14 protein-coding genes, 16 tRNA genes and 3 rRNA genes are annotated in these 20,237 nt (G+C 40.9%); 6 read left to right on the forward strand and 27 right to left on the reverse strand.

What is annotated here, in order from left to right; genetic code table 11:
• Positions 1-100 precede the first annotated feature (100 nt).
• Positions 101-448, reverse strand: a complete 348-nt coding sequence (locus tag MHB40_RS21330; protein WP_342533447.1) for a hypothetical protein — start codon at positions 446-448, stop codon at positions 101-103.
• Positions 449-1,389: 941 nt separating this feature from the next.
• On the opposite strand from MHB40_RS21330, the gene MHB40_RS21335 reads away from it, so the two are divergent.
• The 3 genes from MHB40_RS21335 (at position 1,390) to MHB40_RS21345 (ending at position 3,204) form a co-directional block, all read left to right on the forward strand.
• Positions 1,390-2,211 (forward strand): DUF2785 domain-containing protein, encoded by an 822-nt coding sequence (locus MHB40_RS21335; RefSeq protein ID WP_342441600.1) that lies wholly within the window; start codon positions 1,390-1,392, stop codon positions 2,209-2,211.
• A 460-nt stretch (positions 2,212-2,671) separates the two neighbouring features.
• Positions 2,672-2,875 carry a hypothetical protein gene (locus MHB40_RS21340; RefSeq protein ID WP_342441601.1) on the forward strand — a complete coding sequence of 68 codons (204 nt, stop codon included), beginning with the start codon at positions 2,672-2,674 and terminating at the stop codon, positions 2,873-2,875.
• Positions 2,854-3,204 carry a DUF6241 domain-containing protein gene (locus MHB40_RS21345; protein ID WP_342441602.1) on the forward strand — a complete coding sequence of 117 codons (351 nt, stop codon included), beginning with the start codon at positions 2,854-2,856 and terminating at the stop codon, positions 3,202-3,204. Before MHB40_RS21340 ends, MHB40_RS21345 begins: the two co-directional genes overlap by 22 nt.
• A gap of 603 nt (positions 3,205-3,807) precedes the next feature.
• Here MHB40_RS21345 and MHB40_RS21350 read toward each other — a convergent pair.
• The 21 genes from MHB40_RS21350 to MHB40_RS21450 form a co-directional block, all read right to left on the reverse strand.
• Positions 3,808-3,888, reverse strand: a tRNA-Leu gene (locus MHB40_RS21350).
• Positions 3,889-3,935: 47 nt separating this feature from the next.
• Positions 3,936-4,009: transfer RNA gene (locus MHB40_RS21355), tRNA-Cys, on the reverse strand.
• Positions 4,010-4,017: 8 nt separating this feature from the next.
• Positions 4,018-4,092, reverse strand: a tRNA-Gly gene (locus tag MHB40_RS21360).
• A 6-nt stretch (positions 4,093-4,098) separates the two neighbouring features.
• A tRNA-Gln gene (locus MHB40_RS21365) sits at positions 4,099-4,173 on the reverse strand.
• Positions 4,174-4,192: 19 nt separating this feature from the next.
• A tRNA-His gene (locus tag MHB40_RS21370) sits at positions 4,193-4,268 on the reverse strand.
• A 39-nt stretch (positions 4,269-4,307) separates the two neighbouring features.
• A tRNA-His gene (locus MHB40_RS21375) sits at positions 4,308-4,383 on the reverse strand.
• A gap of 13 nt (positions 4,384-4,396) precedes the next feature.
• Positions 4,397-4,470: transfer RNA gene (locus MHB40_RS21380), tRNA-Trp, on the reverse strand.
• Between the two features lie 13 nt (positions 4,471-4,483).
• Positions 4,484-4,567, reverse strand: a tRNA-Tyr gene (locus tag MHB40_RS21385).
• A gap of 9 nt (positions 4,568-4,576) precedes the next feature.
• Positions 4,577-4,652, reverse strand: a tRNA-Thr gene (locus MHB40_RS21390).
• A 12-nt stretch (positions 4,653-4,664) separates the two neighbouring features.
• Positions 4,665-4,737, reverse strand: a tRNA-Phe gene (locus MHB40_RS21395).
• A 16-nt stretch (positions 4,738-4,753) separates the two neighbouring features.
• Positions 4,754-4,829: transfer RNA gene (locus MHB40_RS21400), tRNA-Asp, on the reverse strand.
• Between the two features lie 3 nt (positions 4,830-4,832).
• Positions 4,833-4,907 (reverse strand) — tRNA-Met (locus tag MHB40_RS21405).
• A 29-nt stretch (positions 4,908-4,936) separates the two neighbouring features.
• Positions 4,937-5,012 (reverse strand) — tRNA-Val (locus tag MHB40_RS21410).
• A gap of 15 nt (positions 5,013-5,027) precedes the next feature.
• Positions 5,028-5,102 (reverse strand) — tRNA-Glu (locus tag MHB40_RS21415).
• A gap of 24 nt (positions 5,103-5,126) precedes the next feature.
• Positions 5,127-5,218: transfer RNA gene (locus tag MHB40_RS21420), tRNA-Ser, on the reverse strand.
• A gap of 5 nt (positions 5,219-5,223) precedes the next feature.
• A tRNA-Asn gene (locus MHB40_RS21425) sits at positions 5,224-5,300 on the reverse strand.
• Between the two features lie 16 nt (positions 5,301-5,316).
• Positions 5,317-5,432 (reverse strand): 5S ribosomal RNA (gene rrf, locus MHB40_RS21430).
• 110 nt (positions 5,433-5,542) lie between these two features.
• Positions 5,543-8,470, reverse strand: a 23S ribosomal RNA gene (locus MHB40_RS21435).
• 180 nt (positions 8,471-8,650) lie between these two features.
• Positions 8,651-10,202: ribosomal RNA gene (locus tag MHB40_RS21440) — 16S ribosomal RNA — on the reverse strand.
• The 16S, 23S and 5S rRNA genes sit together here with 16 tRNA genes alongside, the layout of an rRNA operon.
• Positions 10,203-10,636: 434 nt before the next feature.
• Positions 10,637-11,110: an IS200/IS605 family transposase gene (gene tnpA / locus MHB40_RS21445; protein ID WP_036129052.1), complete on the reverse strand. Its 474-nt coding sequence runs from the start codon at positions 11,108-11,110 to the stop codon at positions 10,637-10,639.
• A gap of 182 nt (positions 11,111-11,292) precedes the next feature.
• Entirely contained in the window at positions 11,293-12,177 is an 885-nt protein-coding gene (locus tag MHB40_RS21450; protein ID WP_205445579.1) for a nucleotidyltransferase-like protein, read from the reverse strand.
• Between the two features lie 149 nt (positions 12,178-12,326).
• On the opposite strand from MHB40_RS21450, the gene MHB40_RS21455 reads away from it, so the two are divergent.
• A complete protein-coding gene (locus MHB40_RS21455) occupies positions 12,327-12,680 on the forward strand; it encodes a YgzB family protein (protein WP_205445581.1) in 354 nt (117 codons plus the stop codon).
• Between the two features lie 23 nt (positions 12,681-12,703).
• Here MHB40_RS21455 and perR read toward each other — a convergent pair whose 3' ends face one another.
• The 3 genes from perR to bcp all read right to left on the reverse strand — a co-directional run bounded on the left by perR (position 12,704) and on the right by bcp (position 14,685).
• Entirely contained in the window at positions 12,704-13,147 is a 444-nt protein-coding gene (gene perR, locus MHB40_RS21460) for a Fur family transcriptional regulator (RefSeq protein WP_205445582.1), read from the reverse strand.
• Positions 13,148-13,267: 120 nt separating this feature from the next.
• A complete protein-coding gene (locus tag MHB40_RS21465) occupies positions 13,268-14,212 on the reverse strand; it encodes a D-2-hydroxyacid dehydrogenase (protein WP_205445584.1) in 945 nt (314 codons plus the stop codon).
• Entirely contained in the window at positions 14,209-14,685 is a 477-nt protein-coding gene (gene bcp, locus MHB40_RS21470) for a thioredoxin-dependent thiol peroxidase (protein ID WP_205445586.1), read from the reverse strand. The genes MHB40_RS21465 and bcp overlap by 4 nt, the downstream gene beginning before the upstream one ends.
• 129 nt (positions 14,686-14,814) lie before the next feature.
• Here bcp and MHB40_RS21475 point away from each other — a divergent pair, with 129 nt between their 5' ends.
• Both MHB40_RS21475 and MHB40_RS21480 read left to right on the forward strand, forming a co-directional pair.
• Positions 14,815-16,101, forward strand: coding sequence for a glutamate-1-semialdehyde 2,1-aminomutase (locus MHB40_RS21475; protein ID WP_205445588.1), 1,287 nt, complete (start codon positions 14,815-14,817; stop codon positions 16,099-16,101).
• 135 nt (positions 16,102-16,236) lie between these two features.
• On the forward strand, positions 16,237-17,325 hold the full coding sequence (locus MHB40_RS21480) for an aromatic acid exporter family protein (protein ID WP_205445590.1): 1,089 nt from the start codon (positions 16,237-16,239) through the stop codon (positions 17,323-17,325).
• A 130-nt stretch (positions 17,326-17,455) separates the two neighbouring features.
• On the opposite strand, the gene MHB40_RS21485 is transcribed toward MHB40_RS21480, so the two are convergent.
• Complete coding sequence (locus MHB40_RS21485) at positions 17,456-18,490, reverse strand: toxic anion resistance protein (protein WP_342441603.1); 1,035 nt, start codon at positions 18,488-18,490, stop codon at positions 17,456-17,458.
• A 22-nt stretch (positions 18,491-18,512) separates the two neighbouring features.
• Entirely contained in the window at positions 18,513-20,144 is a 1,632-nt protein-coding gene (locus tag MHB40_RS21490; protein WP_342441604.1) for a YceG family protein, read from the reverse strand.
• Positions 20,145-20,237: the final 93 nt, after the last annotated feature.

Here is a 20,237-nt window from a genome sequence, read left to right on the forward strand (position 1 = left end):
CACAAAAAAAACAAGAATGCTAATATAAACATTCTTGTTTTACATATATTTCTAATAGCTAAACTGGATTTTTTAGCATTTCAATAGTTTTCTTTTACTCTTATAGCGTTTTTATATACTTTAAGATGTTATCAATATTTTCAGAATTATATTCTGCCTCTGATAAAAGATAGTATCCACTTTTAGAAAAATCAATGTGACCAAGTAAACTTTTTAAGTATGGAGAAATCAAAACCAAAACGCCATCATTTTCTAATAATTCCTCTGGAGATTCAAACCCATGAGTAACTTCTACATTAAAACTCAAATTATTCTCTTTCAATGAATTGTCTATACTTTTTTTTAGCCTCGTTGACCTTTTCTTCAAAAAGAATCCTTCTCTATCTAAACCTGTTGCAAATCCCCTAAATCCCATTGCTAATTTTGGATAAATATAAATTGTTTTCATTATGATCACCCTTTCAAAAGAATTATGATCTTTTTAATTCTAATCATAAATTTCCCTCCACCACAGATTTATGTAATATTAGGGAATGAATTCATTATCCTTCCATTTCATTATATCATGATTTTATAAATGCTTTATCGACAATTTCGCTTAGTCCAGATTTCTCCACATGTATACTCTGCATTGGGACTAGTCATAATCCCAGTACATGTTGCTCTCTGCTAATTCTTGCTGAGACATTCCGCTAAACTTTCTCCTCTTTGTGTTTTGCTTTTTATTTCTCCATTGCTAAATCAATCCCTTTTTTCAGCTCATTATCCCGTATTTCATTTAATATGGTAGTACAATCTCTCACTCTTTCTTCAAAGCGCTAATCAAGTAATGCCATACTCTTTCAATCTCTTTATCAGTTATATCTCCTTTAATTTTTAGGACAACCTGTTCCATGTATTCGCTCGATTTAGGATCCATCTGATATTTAAAGAGTAGTCCTTGCTGTGTAGGTGACAACGATAATATTTCCTGAATATTGTCTTTTCTTATTAGATCGATTGTAATTATTACTTCAGTAGAAGTTCACGCCCAAAATTTAAATTCCATTAGTTATTGCACTTTGTATTAATTTAATTTAACATACAAATGATAACTATCTAACCATTAACTTACAATGAAAATTTTTAATATTATTATATGGGTTCTTTATCCTAAAATCGGGTGGGAAAGTTTTTTAGATAGTAAGTTATCGTATAAAATACAATCGAAGGAGGAGGAATTTTATGGATTTTATGAGGAAATAAACCGCTTGGAAATAATTTATTCCTTTCTGCTATTGCGGATTGTCTCTGATCCTATCTGTACCTCATCGTAAGGGAAGAAGCCGTATAATCAGTAGAAACCCTTGAAAAAGTTAGTTCAGAAAATTTCTAGTAGGAGCGTGTAAAATGAATTTAAAAGAAAAGTTGATATTAATAAAAGAAAATGGATACCAGGCACCCCCCGATACATTCCAGTTGATGCTAGAAATGATAAATAACATCGGTTCTTTGGATGCCCAACTACGTGATGAGCTAATTTATACGACCTTATCACATTGGATTCCTGATAATTCTCTAACAGCAAACGAACTAGAACAACTTCTACCAGTTGTTTTGGATAAAAACCATCTGCTTTTTAAGCTTGGTGAAACAAATACAGACTCTGTCTTCACTCGATCTTTCTCCATGCTAGTCATACCGCTCCTCTTCACAAGGAATAGAGAATCACCATTTCTCTCAAGAGAGCAAATTCATCAGATAAAAGAGAAAGTATTTTACAATGTACAGGAAGAGCGAGATTACCGTGGGTATGACGAAGAAAAAGGCTGGGCTCATGCTATAGCCCATGCAGCAGATGCTTTAGATGATTTGGCCCAATGCTCCGAACTGGATAAAAGTGACCTCTTAACTATCCTCGATTTGGTTTACGAAAAGATGACCATAACAGATCGAGTTTACTCCGATGGGGAAGATGAAAGAATGGTAAAATGTATAATTAGTGTATTAAATAGAAAAATACTTAGTCAGACTCATGTAGAGCAATGGATTCAAAGTTTTGGTGATGTGGAGAAAAATTCAGAATTTCTCCCTGCCTTTAAGCAAAAAAATAATATAAAGAACTTTTTGAAAAGTTTATACTTTCGAGTTAAATTTTACAATGTAGATGCCGTTCTCTGCTCGACTATCGAGCAAACATTATATAAAGTAGAAAAAGTATACTATTCCTAATTAAAATAAATGAGGGGAAAGCACCCACACTTGTCCGTCTCCACTTCAAATGTGGTAACAGGCAAACAATAGCCCTCAGGGAACATTTTTACTTCACACTTTTCACAGAAAATTTGATTTGCGGGGAATACATAAGTAGACGCTTAGGTCATGAAGACATTGAAACAACAATGAGAACTTATGCACATCTTCTAAAAGAAACCATTGAAGGAAACGATCAATTGGCAATCGATACTTTTACAGAAATGTATCAGTAGAAGAACAATAAACGCCTTACAATGTCCAAATTAAATTTTATTAAAAAAGCTCATGTTTGAAAAATAAACATGGACTTTTTTTGTTTTGCTTCCCTTAATCAATCCCGTTTAATTATAATAATCTGTTATTATTAACCTAATTACATAATATAAAGCAATATATAATTACATAATCATACAAATTACAATGAGGAGTTAATAGAATGAAAAGAAAAACAAAATCGACTACTATTATCATTGTAATAGCAGCCATCATCGGTGCAGCTTTTGCTTACACTCAATTCACAAATCCAATAGAAAAACCTGCTCAACCTGCTCACTTTCAACAAAAACAATTGTTGTTGAAGGTGACGGAGCAATTCTCGAAAGTAAAACAAAAGAAGAATTGCTTTATCCTGACAACTTAATAGAAGACAAAATAAATGAAGCCATTCACAGCATGTCTCACCAAAAGGTTCAATCTGGTGCTCAATGGGGTCACGAGCAAATAACACAAGAAAAGGTTGACCGATTGTTGGCTGTATGTAAAATGAACGATTATGAACATAACGATCTTTACATTCCAATATTGGAAAGATGGTCGAAAGGTGATTTTTCAAACGCCGTTGACGACCATAATAAAATTTGGAAATTACAACAAGGCGGAGGTGAAGAAGCCCTAGGAAAAGCAACTCGTTTGTCAACGCCAGAGGAGGAAGGGTATTATATAAAAGAATATTTCGAAAATAAAAAATAGGGAAATTTTCTATTTGTCTGCTATTTTTCAATTTATTATCATAATACTAATTACTAAAATCCACCAATTACTAAGATACAAAAAAATTATCGGCGGAGGGTTTTATATATGGAAGAAAGACCGCTAACAGACAAAGAACTTTATCACTTAAATATCGCTTTGAACGCAAAAGCCTATGGATTGAAGAACGTGTACAAGAAGAGTTTGGCGATTGAATTGATAAAATTGGCCCATGACCGTTCCCATACAATGAGAAACAAGCGCGACAACAAGTTTCTAAATTTTTACATCCATTGAGACTCCTGAGTTTATTCAAGACTTAATAGAAATGACCACAAATAAATCACGAGATCAATAACATCACAAAACGTCATTTACTTAACCGTAGTGACGTTTTTTCTTTTGGGTTATATTCCCTATTATTCTATTGGACAATCAACTATCGAAGTCGGGATATTAACAGCAATTGTTGCATACAAAGGCTCTGTTACACTACCTCCGCACACTACTTGAATTGATTTTGTAGTGTAAAGGAACACAAAAAAGACTCCACACAATTAAGTGTGAAGCCTTGATACGTAGCATTCTATTGCTAGTTTTAGATACCGGTGGTCGGGGTCGAACCGACACTCCAAAGGAACACGATTTTGAGTCGTGCGCGTCTGCCAATTCCGCCACACCGGCATAATGGCGATAAAAAAAATCGGATAAACCGATTAGCAGTTAAAATATGGAGGCGGCAACCGGATTTGAACCGGTGATAAAGGTGTTGCAGACCTGTGCCTTACCACTTGGCTATGCCGCCATCATACTTGGAGCGGAAGACGAGGTTCGAACTCGCGACCCCCACCTTGGCAAGGTGGTGTTCTACCACTGAACTACTTCCGCAAAAAATGGCTGGGGTACCTGGATTCGAACCAGGGCATGACGGAATCAAAATCCGTTGCCTTACCGCTTGGCTATACCCCAAAAGATAATTAGATAAAAATGGGGCGACTGATGGGAATCGAACCCACGAATGCCTGAACCACAATCAGGTGCGTTAACCACTTCGCCACAACCGCCATAATTACTATTTGGTATTATTCTAATTTAAAATTAAATGGGGCGACTGATGGGAATCGAACCCACGAATGCCTGAACCACAATCAGGTGCGTTAACCACTTCGCCACAACCGCCATAAAATTAAATTGGCAGGGGCAGTAGGAATCGAACCCACATCAAAGGTTTTGGAGACCTCTATTCTACCGTTAAACTATGCCCCTATTAGATTAAAACTGGTGGAGGGGGACGGATTCGAACCGCCGAACCCTAAGGAGCGGATTTACAGTCCGCCGCGTTTAGCCACTTCGCTACCCCTCCGGGAATACATGGTGCCGGCGATAGGAGTCGAACCCACGACCTACTGATTACAAGTCAGTTGCTCTACCAACTGAGCTACACCGGCAAAAAAACATGATGGGTCAGGACGGAATCGAACCGCCGACACTTAGAGCTTCAATCTAATGCTCTACCAACTGAGCTACTGACCCATGTTATTAAAATAAATGGCGGTCCCGACCGGGATCGAACCGGCGATCTCCTGCGTGACAGGCAGGCATGTTAACCGCTACACCACGGGACCATTTGGTTGCGGGGGCCGGATTTGAACCAACGACCTTCGGGTTATGAGCCCGACGAGCTACCACTGCTCCACCCCGCGATAATGATATATACTATTGTAAAAAATAATGGTGGAGGATGACGGGCTCGAACCGCCGACCCTCTGCTTGTAAGGCAGATGCTCTCCCAGCTGAGCTAATCCTCCATCTGGGTATTTAAATGGTGACCCCTACGGGATTCGAACCCGTGTTACCGCCGTGAAAGGGCGGTGTCTTAACCACTTGACCAAGGGGCCAACTATTGGAACAAATCAAAGTGCTGGCGGAGAGTAAGGGATTTGAACCCTTGAGACAGTGTTAACCGCCTACACGATTTCCAATCGTGCTCCTTCGGCCACTCGGACAACTCTCCAAGAATGGCTCCGAAGGCAGGACTCGAACCTGCGACAACCTGATTAACAGTCAGGTGCTACTACCAACTGAGCTACTTCGGAATAATTTTAGTATATAGCCTAGCGACGTCCTACTCTCACAGGGGGAAGCCCCCAACTACCATCGGCGCTAAAGAGCTTAACTTCCGTGTTCGGTATGGGAACGGGTGTGACCTCTTTGCCATCATCACTAGACTATTTGAAAGACAATACTTATTATAACATATCTTATAAAAATTACAAGTATATTATAATATTTTATTCTTTCAAAACTGGATAAACGTGCATTGAATGTTTCAAACGTTTTGGTTAAGTCCTCGATCGATTAGTATTCGTCAGCTCCATGTGTCACCACACTTCCACCTCGAACCTATCTACCTCATCGTCTTTGAGGGATCTTACTTACTTGCGTAATGGGAAATCTCATCTTGAGGGGGGCTTCATGCTTAGATGCTTTCAGCACTTATCCCGTCCACACATAGCTACCCAGCGATGCCTTTGGCAAGACAACTGGTACACCAGCGGTGTGTCCATCCCGGTCCTCTCGTACTAAGGACAGCTCCTCTCAAATTTCCTACGCCCACGACGGATAGGGACCGAACTGTCTCACGACGTTCTGAACCCAGCTCGCGTACCGCTTTAATGGGCGAACAGCCCAACCCTTGGGACCGACTACAGCCCCAGGATGCGATGAGCCGACATCGAGGTGCCAAACCTCCCCGTCGATGTGGACTCTTGGGGGAGATAAGCCTGTTATCCCCGGGGTAGCTTTTATCCGTTGAGCGATGGCCCTTCCATGCGGAACCACCGGATCACTAAGCCCGTCTTTCGACCCTGCTCGACTTGTAGGTCTCGCAGTCAAGCTCCCTTGTGCCTTTACACTCTACGAATGATTTCCAACCATTCTGAGGGAACCTTTGGGCGCCTCCGTTACCTTTTAGGAGGCGACCGCCCCAGTCAAACTGTCCGCCTGACACTGTCTCCTGCCCCGCTAAGGGGCATGGGTTAGAATTTCAATACAACCAGGGTAGTATCCCACCGACGCCTCCTTCGAAGCTGGCGCTCCGAGATCTCTGGCTCCTACCTATCCTGTACAAGTTGTACCAAAATTCAATATCAGGCTACAGTAAAGCTCCACGGGGTCTTTCCGTCCTGTCGCGGGTAACCTGCATCTTCACAGGTACTATAATTTCACCGAGTCTCTCGTTGAGACAGTGCCCAGATCGTTACGCCTTTCGTGCGGGTCGGAACTTACCCGACAAGGAATTTCGCTACCTTAGGACCGTTATAGTTACGGCCGCCGTTTACTGGGGCTTCAATTCGCAGCTTCGCTTGCGCTAACCACTCCTCTTAACCTTCCAGCACCGGGCAGGCGTCAGCCCCTATACGTCACCTTACGGTTTTGCAGAGACCTGTGTTTTTGCTAAACAGTCGCCTGGGCCTATTCACTGCGGCTCTCATGCGCTTGCACGCTCAAGAGCACCCCTTCTCCCGAAGTTACGGGGTCATTTTGCCGAGTTCCTTAACGAGAGTTCTCTCGCACACCTTAGGATTCTCTCCTCGACTACCTGTGTCGGTTTGCGGTACGGGCACCTCTCACCTCGATAGAGGCTTTTCTTGGCAGTGTGAAATCAGGAACTTCGTCCATACGGACTCGCCATCACAGCTCAACGTTACAGTGTGCGGATTTGCCTACACACACGCCTTACTGCTTGGACGCGCATATCCAACAGCGCGCTTACCCTATCCTACTGCGTCCCCCCATTTCTCAAACGGTGAGGAGGTGGTACAGGAATATCAACCTGTTGTCCATCGCCTACGCCTATCGGCCTCGGCTTAGGTCCCGACTAACCCTGAGCGGACGAGCCTTCCTCAGGAAACCTTAGTCATACGGTGGACGGGATTCTCACCCGTCTTTCGCTACTCATACCGGCATTCTCACTTCTAAGCGCTCCACCAGTCCTTCCGGTCTGACTTCAACGCACTTAGAACGCTCTCCTACCACTGACATCGTAGATGTCAATCCACAGCTTCGGTGAATCGTTTAGCCCCGATACATTTTCGGCGCAGCGTCACTCGACCAGTGAGCTATTACGCACTCTTTAAATGATGGCTGCTTCTAAGCCAACATCCTGGTTGTCTGTGCAACGCCACATCCTTTTCCACTTAACGATTACTTTGGGACCTTAGCTGGTGGTCTGGGCTGTTTCCCTTTTGACTACGGATCTTATCACTCGCAGTCTGACTCCCGTGTATAAATATCTGGCATTCGGAGTTTGTCTGAATTCGGTAAACCGGGATGGCCCCCTAGTCCAAACAGTGCTCTACCTCCAGTATTCTCATCACGAGGCTAGCCCTAAAGCTATTTCGGAGAGAACCAGCTATCTCCAAGTTCGATTGGAATTTCTCCGCTACCCACACCTCATCCCCGCACTTTTCAACGTGCGTGGGTTCGGGCCTCCAGTAAGTGTTACCTCACCTTCACCCTGGACATGGGTAGATCACCTGGTTTCGGGTCTACGACCACGTACTATTTCGCCCTATTCAGACTCGCTTTCGCTGCGGCTCCGCCTTCTAAAGCTTAACCTCGCACGTAATCGTAACTCGCCGGTTCATTCTACAAAAGGCACGCTATCACCCATTAACGGGCTCTAACTACTTGTAGGCACACGGTTTCAGGATCTCTTTCACTCCCCTTCCGGGGTGCTTTTCACCTTTCCCTCACGGTACTGGTTCACTATCGGTCACTAGGTAGTATTTAGCCTTGGGAGATGGTCCTCCCGGATTCCGACGGAATTTCACGTGTTCCGCCGTACTCAGGATCCACTCAGGAGAGAACGAACTTTCGACTACAGGGCTTTTACCTGCTCTGGCGGACCTTTCCAAGTCGCTTCATCTAACTCGCTCTTTTGTAACTCCGTATTGAGTGTCCTACAACCCCAAGAGGCAAGCCTCTTGGTTTGGGCTCTTCCCGTTTCGCTCGCCGCTACTCAGGGAATCGATTTTTCTTTCTCTTCCTCCAGGTACTTAGATGTTTCAGTTCCCTGGGTCTGCCTTCAAGACGCTATGTATTCACGTCAAGATACTACGCGATTAAACGTAGTGGGTTCCCCCATTCGGAAATCTCCGGATCAAAGCTCACTTACAGCTCCCCGAAGCATATCGGTGTTAGTGCCGTCCTTCTTCGGCTCCTAGTGCCAAGGCATTCGCCGTGCGCCCTTAATAACTTAACCAAGTTATTAAGCCTATAAAAAACTTAAAAAATAAATGTGTTTGTTACAATTTCAATGTCGTTTTATCCAGTTTTCAAAGAACAAGTTTTGAAGCATTTCATTCAGAAGAATGAACCTTCAAAACTGAACGCAAAACGTAATCTTACAAACCCAAGGTTTGTATTCCGAAATAATCCTTAGAAAGGAGGTGATCCAGCCGCACCTTCCGATACGGCTACCTTGTTACGACTTCACCCCAATCATCTATCCCACCTTCGGCGGCTGGCTCCAAAAGGTTACCTCACCGACTTCGGGTGTTACAAACTCTCGTGGTGTGACGGGCGGTGTGTACAAGGCCCGGGAACGTATTCACCGCGGCATGCTGATCCGCGATTACTAGCGATTCCGGCTTCATGTAGGCGAGTTGCAGCCTACAATCCGAACTGAGAACGACTTTATCGGATTAGCTCCCTCTCGCGAGTTGGCAACCGTTTGTATCGTCCATTGTAGCACGTGTGTAGCCCAGGTCATAAGGGGCATGATGATTTGACGTCATCCCCACCTTCCTCCGGTTTGTCACCGGCAGTCACCTTAGAGTGCCCAACTAAATGATGGCAACTAAGATCAAGGGTTGCGCTCGTTGCGGGACTTAACCCAACATCTCACGACACGAGCTGACGACAACCATGCACCACCTGTCACCGTTGCCCCCGAAGGGGAAACTATATCTCTACAGTGGTCAACGGGATGTCAAGACCTGGTAAGGTTCTTCGCGTTGCTTCGAATTAAACCACATGCTCCACCGCTTGTGCGGGCCCCCGTCAATTCCTTTGAGTTTCAGTCTTGCGACCGTACTCCCCAGGCGGAGTGCTTAATGCGTTAGCTGCAGCACTAAGGGGCGGAAACCCCCTAACACTTAGCACTCATCGTTTACGGCGTGGACTACCAGGGTATCTAATCCTGTTTGCTCCCCACGCTTTCGCGCCTCAGTGTCAGTTACAGACCAGATAGTCGCCTTCGCCACTGGTGTTCCTCCAAATCTCTACGCATTTCACCGCTACACTTGGAATTCCACTATCCTCTTCTGCACTCAAGTCTCCCAGTTTCCAATGACCCTCCACGGTTGAGCCGTGGGCTTTCACATCAGACTTAAGAAACCACCTGCGCGCGCTTTACGCCCAATAATTCCGGACAACGCTTGCCACCTACGTATTACCGCGGCTGCTGGCACGTAGTTAGCCGTGGCTTTCTAATAAGGTACCGTCAAGGTACAGCCAGTTACTACTGTACTTGTTCTTCCCTTACAACAGAGTTTTACGAACCGAAATCCTTCTTCACTCACGCGGCGTTGCTCCATCAGGCTTTCGCCCATTGTGGAAGATTCCCTACTGCTGCCTCCCGTAGGAGTCTGGGCCGTGTCTCAGTCCCAGTGTGGCCGATCACCCTCTCAGGTCGGCTACGCATCGTCGCCTTGGTGAGCCGTTACCTCACCAACTAGCTAATGCGCCGCGGGCCCATCCTATAGCGACAGCCGAAACCGTCTTTCAGTGTTTCACCATGAGGTGAAACAAATTATTCGGTATTAGCCCCGGTTTCCCGGAGTTATCCCAAACTATAGGGTAGGTTGCCCACGTGTTACTCACCCGTCCGCCGCTAACGTCGAAGGAGCAAGCTCCTTCTCTGTTCGCTCGACTTGCATGTATTAGGCACGCCGCCAGCGTTCGTCCTGAGCCAGGATCAAACTCTCCATAAAAGAAATTTGATTAGCTCAAATTGTTTTGCTGGCATCAATTTTGATGTCCAAAATTTTTGTTTCGTTCACTAACCGAAGCTAGCTACTTAAAACTTTATTGATTACGTTTTGCTTGTTCAGTTTTCAAGGTTCATTGTTTAAGTCGTTTTTTTCAGCGACTCCTTTATATTAACATCTCATTCAAAACATGTCAACAACTTTTTTAAAAAGTTTTTTGTGTTTCTTTCTGAGTTGTTCGTTATGTCTTAGCGACAATTAATATAATACAATACTAAAATACCATCCGTCAACTACTTTTCTAAAATCAGAACCACCAGTATAACTGGTGGTTTGCTCTGCGCGTGAAACGCTGGGGTACTGGCCCATGTCTAAAGACATTCTGAATGGTCCGTCAACCGCACTCCGTTTTCACACAAACCGCTAAAGCGGCTTACTTATTTTTTCTTTCTCTTGATTTCTTCTCCTGTGAATGGGTCAATGAATTCTTTCATCGTCATTTGATCTTGCAGGATATCTTCTTGTAATTGATTTTTTATATACTCCTGTATCTTTTTCTTATTTCGGCCGACTGTATCCACATAGTATCCTCGACACCAGAATTGACGATTACCGTATTTATACTTTAAATTTGCATGTCGGTCGAAAATCATTAGACTACTCTTCCCTTTTAAATAACCCATGAACGCAGATACACTCAATTTCGGAGGAATACTTACCAACATATGAATATGGTCAGGACAGGCTGTTGCCTCTATGATTTCTACATCTTTTCTTTCACATAATTGGCGCAATATTCTTCCAACATCTGCTTTAATTTGACCATAAATAATCTGCCTTCTATACTTTGGCGCAAAGACGATATGATACTTACAATTCCACGTTGTATGTGCTAAACTTTTATTATCCATTTATGGTGGCTCCTTTCGTACGAAGTCGGTTGACTAGACCTGACTTTATTGTACGTTTGGAGTTTTTTTATTGTCCATAGCTAAAAGCTTTCCGGAACCCCCTGCATAGCAGGGGGTTTTCAAAGCACACAAAAAATATCGAGGTATTTTTAAATACCTCGATTACAAGCATACTACAGTCATTACCCCATTTCTAGAGCATCTTTATTTACCTTGTAATGACGGTGAAATATTCTATCATTTTTCGCAGCAATTGGTTCTATTTGAATATAGCCTTTATCCACTAAATACTCAACAAACACTTCTAGATCTACTGAGTAATTTACGAGCTCATGATGGTCATGCAGTTCTTGAATGGTCCACATTTCTTTTGTTTGCATAACTTCTAATATATGCTGTGCTCCATCTCGTGTACGAGAGTGAATTAAAAACTCACTTGCTAAAAACAACAATTCTAAGCGCTTTTCTATTGGTTCATTACTTGTCACTAGCTCTTCATACAGCTTATAGATAGCCGGCTCAATTTTTTTCACTTGTGCCCAAACAGTTACTTCAGGATACAGGCCACTATCGATAATAGATAAACGGCCTAGATGATGTAGAGAATCAACAACGTGATTATAAGCATCTAAGTAACTTCCTTTATCGAAGTATTCTTTCCCTTCCAAATAGCGCCGAATTAACTTTGAAAATTGAATACCTGTTTTAATTTTACGGCCGCTATACGGAAATTCCTGCAATTCTATTTTTAATTTATGCAGAAATTCATTCCGATCAAATAGTACTCTACCGAAGAATATCCAATCGACGACCTTCCTATTTGAACCGATGAGTAACCATTTTCGAATTAATTTCTCCGTAACAGTATGTAGAGCGATTTTATTTCCTTCATATAAGTAATGTTTTGAAAAGACTGGTTGCTCTGCTTCTTTTACAATAATGAGTAAAACTGTATCAAATGTATCTGTAACGTTACTTTGTTCTTCACGCTTTTCCACTAAAATTACGCCTAATGTATTCGACTGACTCGCACGTTCTTGATATATTGGACGCAGTACTTGCTCCATGTTCAGCCCCCCTTTATTCATATAGGTTCTTTTGTTCCGTTAAAAATTCGACATACTCTAAAAGTATTCCTTCTTTCATTCAGTTCAAAGCTAAAATACTTTGCCCTTATATGTTATAGTAGATTTTAGATTGGGAGGCAAGATGAAATATGAAACCTTATAAAAGTAAAATTAATAAAATACGTTCATTCGCATTAGCACTAATCTTTTTTGGTTTTATTGTCATGTACGGAGGCATTTTCTTTAAAAATAGCCCGATATTAGTTTTAATTTTCATGTCTTTAGGTGTTCTTTGTATTATCGGTAGTACAGTTGTATATGCTTGGATCGGATTACTATCAACAAGAGCTGTTCAAGTTGAGTGTCCTAATTGCCATAAACATACAAAGGTTTTAGGCCGAGTAGATATGTGCATGTACTGCAATGAGCCATTAACACTTGATCCTACTCTAGAAGGTAAAGAGTTTGATCAATCCTATAATAGTAAAACAAAAAAATCCTAGCCCTTTTTTAAGAGCTAGGATTTTTATTGTACTTTTGCAGTAGCTGCTTTACATGATGGACAAGTGCCGTATATCTCTAAACGATGCGAATGCACATCAAAGCCTGTTACCTGTGATGCAAAATGCTCTATTTCGTCGAGTCCAGGATAATGGAAATCGACGATCTTACCACAGCATTCACAAATCATATGGTAATGATCGTTTGTCACGAAATCAAAGCGACTTGAAGCATCCCCGTAAGTTAGCTCTTTCACAAGACCTACTTCACGAAATACACGCAGGTTGTTATAAACAGTCGCTACACTCATATTAGGGAACTTGCCCTCAAGTGCTTTATAAATTTCATCGGCAGTAGGATGTGCCATTGATTGAATTAGATATTCCAAAATAGCATGACGCTGAGGAGTAATACGTACACCAGTTGTTTTCAACGTGTCCAGTGCATCTTGTAAATGCGTTGCAGACATCGTCATGCACCTCTTCCATAAGTATTATTAATTTATAATTGTTATAAATAGTGTATCCAATTCGTACTACTTCGTCAACAATCACACATTGCTTATTCTCAATAAATCAATGGTTATTCCTTAATATCCTCTTGATAAATCCATAACATTTTCTAAATCAGTGTCACCCTTTAGCCATTTTATTAGGCTTGGCTTGAAAATTTCTAAGCTGCGCTCAACATAACGAGAAGAATGACTTGATACATGAGGTGATACTATGACATTTGGTAATGTCCATAATGGATTGTCAGATGACAGAGGTTCCTCTTCAAATACATCTAAAACTGCGTGTCCTATTTGCTTTGTTTCAATCGCTTGAATGAGCACCTTTTCATCAACTAAATTACCTCGACCAAAATTCATGAAAATCGCACTATTTTTCATTGCAGCAAAATGCGCTTCTTTTAATAAATGGGTCGTTTCTTTTGTTTTTGGTAGCACAGAAATAACAATATCCGCATTAGGTAGCGCTTCTTTTAAATGGGCAAAGCTAATCATCGTATCCATATAAGCCGCTTCTTTTCCAGAGCGGTTACAGCCAATCGTCTTCACGCCAAAAGCTTGCAATAAACGCCCAACTTCCGAACCAATGGCACCTGGTCCCAAAATAAGTGCCGTACTATCTCGTAATTCCGTTTGCTGCGCTTTTTTCGACCATTCACCTTTCTTTTGCTGCTCATACACCCAAGGCAAAGCTCGTTTAATCGCTAAAATATGGGCGAGCATCGACTCAGCCATAGGTGTTTTATGAATGCCACGAACATTTGAGACTAGAATCCCACGTTCGATAATAGCCTGAGCTGGCATTTTTTCTATACCCGCCGATGCAACGAAAATCCATTTTAACTTTGTCGCATATTGTATACTTTCTTCTGTTAAATCTTCACCATATGTAACTAATACATCCGCTTGTTGAAGCTCTTCATTTGATAAGCCCTTTTCGAAGATAAATTCAACCTGTGGAAATTCTGCTAATAATGGCTCTCGTAAATCTGGTCTAGGTTCAAATGTAAAATAGATTCTCATTGTGCTGCCTCCTGTTCTGCTAAATATGTGTAAACTTCTTCAATATGATTTTTTACTCGAACTTTACGCCAAGCTTTTACAAGCTTACCCTCCGTATCAATTAAAAACGTTGAACGCTCTATGCCCATATATTCACGTCCATACATTTTCTTTAAAACCCATACATCATATGCTTCAGCAATTGCATGATCCTCATCAACTAATAATGAAAATGGTAAACCATGCTTATCAATAAATTTTGTATGTTTGTTTGCATTATCTGGGCTAACACCAAGAACAACAGCATTTAAATGACTGAAGTCCTCAAATTTATCGCGAAAATCACATGCCTCTGTCGTGCAGCCTGGTGTCATATCCTTTGGATAAAAGTATAAAATAACATTCTTTCCTTTAAAATCAGCTAAATGCACCATCTCGCCCTTTTCATTCATTAGAGAAAAATCCGGCGCCTTTTGTCCTTCTAGTAAAGTCATACAATCTCCTCCTCTGTAGGTTCTATTTTACTCTAAGTAACAAATCAAGTCATATCTCTTAATTTCTTTGGATTTCTTACAGCGATAGGTCTACAATAGATTACGTATAAAAAGTTAGGAGGCAATTCTATGAATCATGCAAAATCTGAAGCAATACATGCAGAGGCATTACAGCATATTGTTGGTGGTGTAAACAGCCCTTCTCGTTCATATAAAGCAGTAGGTGGCGGTTCTCCTGTAGCTATGGCTCGAGGAAAAGGCGCTTATTTTTGGGATGTAGACGGCAATCGTTATATCGACTATCTAGCAGCATATGGACCAATCGTTACTGGTCATGGCCATCCTCATATTGCAAAAGCAATAACGCATGCAGCTGAAAATGGTACATTGTTTGGGACGCCGACTGAATATGAAGTTACTTTCGCAAAAATGTTAAAGGAAGCCATTCCTTCAATGGATAAAGTACGTTTTAACAACTCTGGTACAGAGGCTGTTATGACAACGATTCGTGTGGCACGTGCCTATACAGGGCGTACAAAAATCATGAAATTTGCTGGTTGCTACCACGGTCACTTCGATTTAGTATTAGTAGCTGCAGGATCAGGTCCAGCAACATTAGGAACACCAGACTCAGCAGGTGTGACAACTTCGACTGCTGAAGAAGTTATTACTGTACCTTTTAATAATCCTGAAGCCTTTACAGAAGCCATGAATAAATGGGGCGAAGAGATTGCAGCTATTTTAATCGAGCCAATTGTAGGAAACTTTGGTATTGTTGAACCGCATCCTGGCTTCCTTGAATTAGTACACGCTACTGCAAAAGAAAAAGGGGCCTTAACAATTTACGATGAAGTCATCACGGCCTTCCGATTCCACTATGGTGGCGCTCAAAATTTACTTGGCCTCACACCTGATTTAACTGCACTTGGTAAAGTTATTGGTGGTGGTTTACCAATCGGTGCATATGGCGGACGTAAAGAGATTATGGATACTGTTGCCCCACTCGGTCCAGCCTACCAAGCGGGTACGATGGCTGGAAATCCCGCATCTATGCAAGCGGGTATTGCCTGCCTAGAAGTGCTACAAACACCAGGCATTTACGAGGAAATGGATAGATTGGGTGGAATTTTAGAAGAAGGCATTTTAGCTGCTGCTAAAAAACATGACGTAACCATCACGTTAAATCGTCTCAAAGGGGCGCTGACTATTTACTTTACAGACGTGAAAGTAGAAAACTATGAGCAAGCTGAAAACTCTGACGGTGAAATATTCGGACGCTTCTTTAAACTTATGCTTGAACAAGGCATTAATCTAGCTCCTTCTAAATATGAAGCATGGTTCTTAACAACTGAGCATACAGAAGCAGACATTCAGGAAACAATTAAAGCAGTAGATACTGCGTTTTCACAATTGTAATCATGACAATAAAAAGGCGACTTGCTAGTAGAAGTCGCCTTTTTATTATTCATCCGTGCAAATCTATGTATTTTATGAGCACTTCCTTCTATAATGTAAAGAAGCTAAAAAATATTAGACAGAAAGGACATCTTTATGAAATTAGGTGCCCGTGTATTTAAAACTGGTGTAGCTATCGTATTTGCATTATTTATAGCAGAGTTGTTAAAACTGCCTTCACCTGTTTTTGCTGGAATTGCAGCCATTTTTGCTATTCAGCCTTCTATTTATCGTTCTTATCAAACCATTGTAGAGCAAGTACAAGCGAATATTATAGGTGCGACAATTGCCGTCATTTTCGGCTTACTTTTTGGCCATCATGTTGTTGCCATTGGTATAGCCGTCATAATAGCTATTGGTTTAATGTTGAAGTTTAAACTTGAAAAATCACTTTCGCTAGCGTTGGTATCAGTCGTAGCTATTATGGAATTTCAAGGGGATGACTTTTTAACGTTTGGTTTGATACGCTTTGTTACGATATTAGTTGGGGTATTAGCAGCATTTGTTGTTAACCTTGTGTTCTTACCACCAAAATATGAGATAAAACTATTTCGCAAAATTTATATTTTACAAGATGATATTATTCGTTGGACACGACTGGCTGTACGTCAAGCTTCTGAGCATACATCCACAAAGACAGCATTAAGTAAGTTTAAGAACCGTATGTTACGAGTGGATACGCTGTATGATTTATATAAGGAAGAGCGTAATTACTTTAAAAATAAAAAATATGTGAAAGCACGCAAACTAGTAGTCTATCGACAAATGATTTTAACTTCCAAGAAAAGCTTGGAATTGCTACAGCGTTTGCATAATCACGAAAACGAATTAGCTCAGCTCCCTACACAATTTCACTTAATGATTCAGGAGAGACTTGATTCCTTGCTAACGTACCACGAACAATTGCTGTTAAAATATACAGGGAAATTAAAACCTGAGCATTCCGAGTGGAGCAAAAGCATCGACTATGTCCAACGTAATGAATTAATGGAAATTTTCATTAAACAAGTCAACTTTGCTCGTGAAGAGGGCGATACGGAGTTTTCTAGCTATCACCTACTCTATATTTTATCGCGTATTTTAGATTATGAGGAAAACCTAGAACATCTAGATACACTCATCGTGTCCTACCAAAGCTATCATGGACATGAAATCAATGTAGAATTTGAAGAAGAATTCATTTAGCTAGCATTTTATGGCAACAGATTACCTTGATTCAGGGGGGCTTTTGAACACCCATTGAATGAAGATCACTCTGTTGCTTTTTTTATACAAAAAAAACCTCCAAGTAGTGCTCTACTTAGAGGAATAGAAGCTAATGACGCAATGTTAACAGCTGTTGCTCTGCTTGCTGGCGTTTGACCGTTTGCTCATCACGTAATTGCTGATAATTGGCAATACCTGAAACAATAGTATCCCACATTTCTTCAAGAGTCTGCGTTGTGCTTGATTGTTGAGCCATGGCAGTACTTAGTTGCACTGCTTCATTGCTGGCTCCTCCAAATTGCTTCATACGGTTTTCAAACGCTGATGCAGATTGACTTTGTAATTGTTGACGCCTGTCATTCACTGCATTTATTAACCCCATTTTAAAAACAGGTATGGTCTTAACAAAAGCACCATTAATCTGTTCAATTAATTCACGATTGCCATTTCGTAGCATCTCGATTTGAGGGGCTGTTATAATCGCCACCATACGCGATTTATCTAACTCATCTATTTTTTGCTGGAGCAACTCTGCAATTGCTTGCAAACGATTTAGCTCCATTTTCGCCAGCTGATTACCTGTGTCGCTCTGTTTTTCATACATCGGAATCAATGTTGTTTGGACCTCATGTAGTTTCATATCAGTTGCTACGATATACTTTTCTAGTTCAAGGTAGTACATTAGGTCTTCTTGATATAAGCGTGCAAGTACTCGATTATCCTTTGCTAATTCCTCTTCCATCAGCACAAATTGATAATGGATTTTCTCAATGTCTCTACCCAGTCCATTGTATTTCGTAAATAGATCGCCATCATTTTTAGTCTTACGTGCAAATAGCTTTTTAAAAAAGCCCTTTTGTTCAGCAAAATCTTGTTTGTCGAATGTCTGCATAAGTGCTTCAAGTTGCTTAAATAATTCATTTGATTCGAAAGTTGTTGACTGGGTGATGATTGCTAAAATTTGATCGGCAAATGTAGCTAATTTTGTTGCTGGCTCTTTTCCCAATGCCAATAGCTCTATCTGATTTTTTATATTGATTTGATTGGCAATTTGCTGTACCTCTGCATGGTCCCGTAGCTGTTCTTTGACGGCTTCTGCTGTTTCTAGTGTCAGCTGCTCCAGCGTCAACGAGTTATTTGACATTCGTGTCGCCTCCTTCCTATCATCAGAAAAAACGATTAAAGAGTTTTTTTATGATTTTGTCGGGTGCTTTTTTTTGCTGCTTTGGTTCTTCATAGTGCAAGTCAAATAGCATATGTTCTAATCGGTGTACATCATAACTATCCTCTTGCAAATGCTTTTCTAAATCTAGTTGACCTGTCGGATTGTAAAAAACAATGTCCATACCAAATCGATTTAAAAAGGCCAATAACGCCATATCCTCACGTGATAAAGCTGGTTGTTGAGGTGCTTGGTATAATACCAGCTTCGGTACCTCTTGGGAATAATCAAAGCTTTGTAGTAATCGTAGAATCTCCTGTGGAATCATCGTCATTTGTTTAAATAAAAATAACTGTAAATCATATAAGGTCTCATTTGGTTGTTGTTTCAGCATGGGCTGCTCACAGGAAGTTTTTATCGTGTGGGCAATCGCACGCTGTAGCTCCAATGTTAACTCACCATATTGCCACCAATCACTTTGCATAATACGCTCTACTGACAGCTCTCCATTCACTAGGCAATGCTTATAGTGAAAGTGGAAATTGGCTCTGCTCGTTGCTGCATAAGGGAATTTCTGGACAAAAACAGTTTGCGGATTTGCTAATAACTGATGCATATAATGCCAGTATTCTTCACGTTGGCTCGAAACCCCACTAATTTTTGCAAATATGACTGGAATGGCAATCTCATCCCCAACCACTTCAAACTGTGGTCGAACCAAAGCTTTCTCTTTTGCATAAATAAAAATATCATCATATGTCATCCGTAATGTTAAGGAACGCGGCATAAAATCTTTAAACTGCCAAGGCTTATAGACACCTGATTGCTGATCATGCATTAATTGTTCAAAATGCTGACTAGAACGATATCCGACCGTTGCCTGCCGGTCACGCAACTTATCAGGGAATGGCTGTAAAGTTGTTTGATTGGTATATGCGTAAGTGATGGAGAATGTATCATTAGGATCAATCTCTGCCAATTCATCTATTTTAGTTGGATGAAAAATCAATACATCACAGCCAAGCTCCATTAATAGTAATAAAAAATAGCGCTGACTAAGAGTTGCTTCCCCGTACCAAACAACTTTAGGAAAATCATCTGTTGGTTTCATGGATTTTGTCCATAGAATCCAATGGTTTTTTAGCCATTTCACCATATCAATTAAAAAACGGCGAAAGTCATTTGCTAGTAAACCTAACGATTGCTGTTTTTGAAAGAGCTCTACTACTTTAATGGTTGCTAACTGTAAATGGCGATTCATTACACTGTCATCATGCTTAGGAATTAATTGATAACCATACATCATTGCCACTAAACGATTAATAGATAGTCCTTGTGGTGTTTGTTGATGCTGCGAAAGGATCGTTTGTATTGCTTGAAAGTCTTTTGGTTCAATATGTTTATTTAATTCCTCACTTAAAATATGGATGTTAGCGTTTTGTGACAATGTAAATAATGAATTGAAATAATCATCTTCTTCGATTGGTACGCCTAATACACGAACAGCAATTCTACTAAAGCTCACTTGTTGCTCTGTTATTTCATAAAATGCACGATCCTTTGGTGAATCTTGAAACGCCTGTAGCCAATCATCAGGATGACGCTCCAACACTGATTTAATTGTGATTGTTTGCATACAAACGCACCTCCTAAAAATCATCCTCAGCCTATGCTGAAGCATTCATTTGTCATTGAATGCCTCTACCTAATGACAACGAAAAATATTTGA

It is taken from the genome of Lysinibacillus sp. FSL K6-0057 (assembly GCF_038630885.1).
Taxonomy (GTDB): domain Bacteria; phylum Bacillota; class Bacilli; order Bacillales_A; family Planococcaceae; genus Lysinibacillus; species Lysinibacillus fusiformis_F.

Excerpts from the sequence above, each read along its gene's own strand:
- MHB40_RS21330 (WP_342533447.1), bottom strand. The coding sequence starts at position 448 with ATGAAAACAATTTATATTTATCCAAAATTAGCAATGGGATTTAGGGGA.
- MHB40_RS21335 (WP_342441600.1), top strand. The coding sequence starts at position 1,390 with ATGAATTTAAAAGAAAAGTTGATATTAATAAAAGAAAATGGATACCAG.
- MHB40_RS21340 (WP_342441601.1), top strand. The coding sequence starts at position 2,672 with ATGAAAAGAAAAACAAAATCGACTACTATTATCATTGTAATAGCAGCC.
- tnpA (WP_036129052.1), bottom strand. The coding sequence starts at position 11,110 with ATGGATAATAAAAGTTTAGCACATACAACGTGGAATTGTAAGTATCAT.
- MHB40_RS21450 (WP_205445579.1), bottom strand. The coding sequence starts at position 12,177 with ATGGAGCAAGTACTGCGTCCAATATATCAAGAACGTGCGAGTCAGTCG.
- MHB40_RS21455 (WP_205445581.1), top strand. The coding sequence starts at position 12,327 with ATGAAACCTTATAAAAGTAAAATTAATAAAATACGTTCATTCGCATTA.
- perR (WP_205445582.1), bottom strand. The coding sequence starts at position 13,147 with ATGTCTGCAACGCATTTACAAGATGCACTGGACACGTTGAAAACAACT.
- MHB40_RS21465 (WP_205445584.1), bottom strand. The coding sequence starts at position 14,212 with ATGAGAATCTATTTTACATTTGAACCTAGACCAGATTTACGAGAGCCA.
- bcp (WP_205445586.1), bottom strand. The coding sequence starts at position 14,685 with ATGACTTTACTAGAAGGACAAAAGGCGCCGGATTTTTCTCTAATGAAT.
- MHB40_RS21475 (WP_205445588.1), top strand. The coding sequence starts at position 14,815 with ATGAATCATGCAAAATCTGAAGCAATACATGCAGAGGCATTACAGCAT.
- MHB40_RS21480 (WP_205445590.1), top strand. The coding sequence starts at position 16,237 with ATGAAATTAGGTGCCCGTGTATTTAAAACTGGTGTAGCTATCGTATTT.
- MHB40_RS21485 (WP_342441603.1), bottom strand. The coding sequence starts at position 18,490 with ATGTCAAATAACTCGTTGACGCTGGAGCAGCTGACACTAGAAACAGCA.
- MHB40_RS21490 (WP_342441604.1), bottom strand. The coding sequence starts at position 20,144 with ATGCAAACAATCACAATTAAATCAGTGTTGGAGCGTCATCCTGATGAT.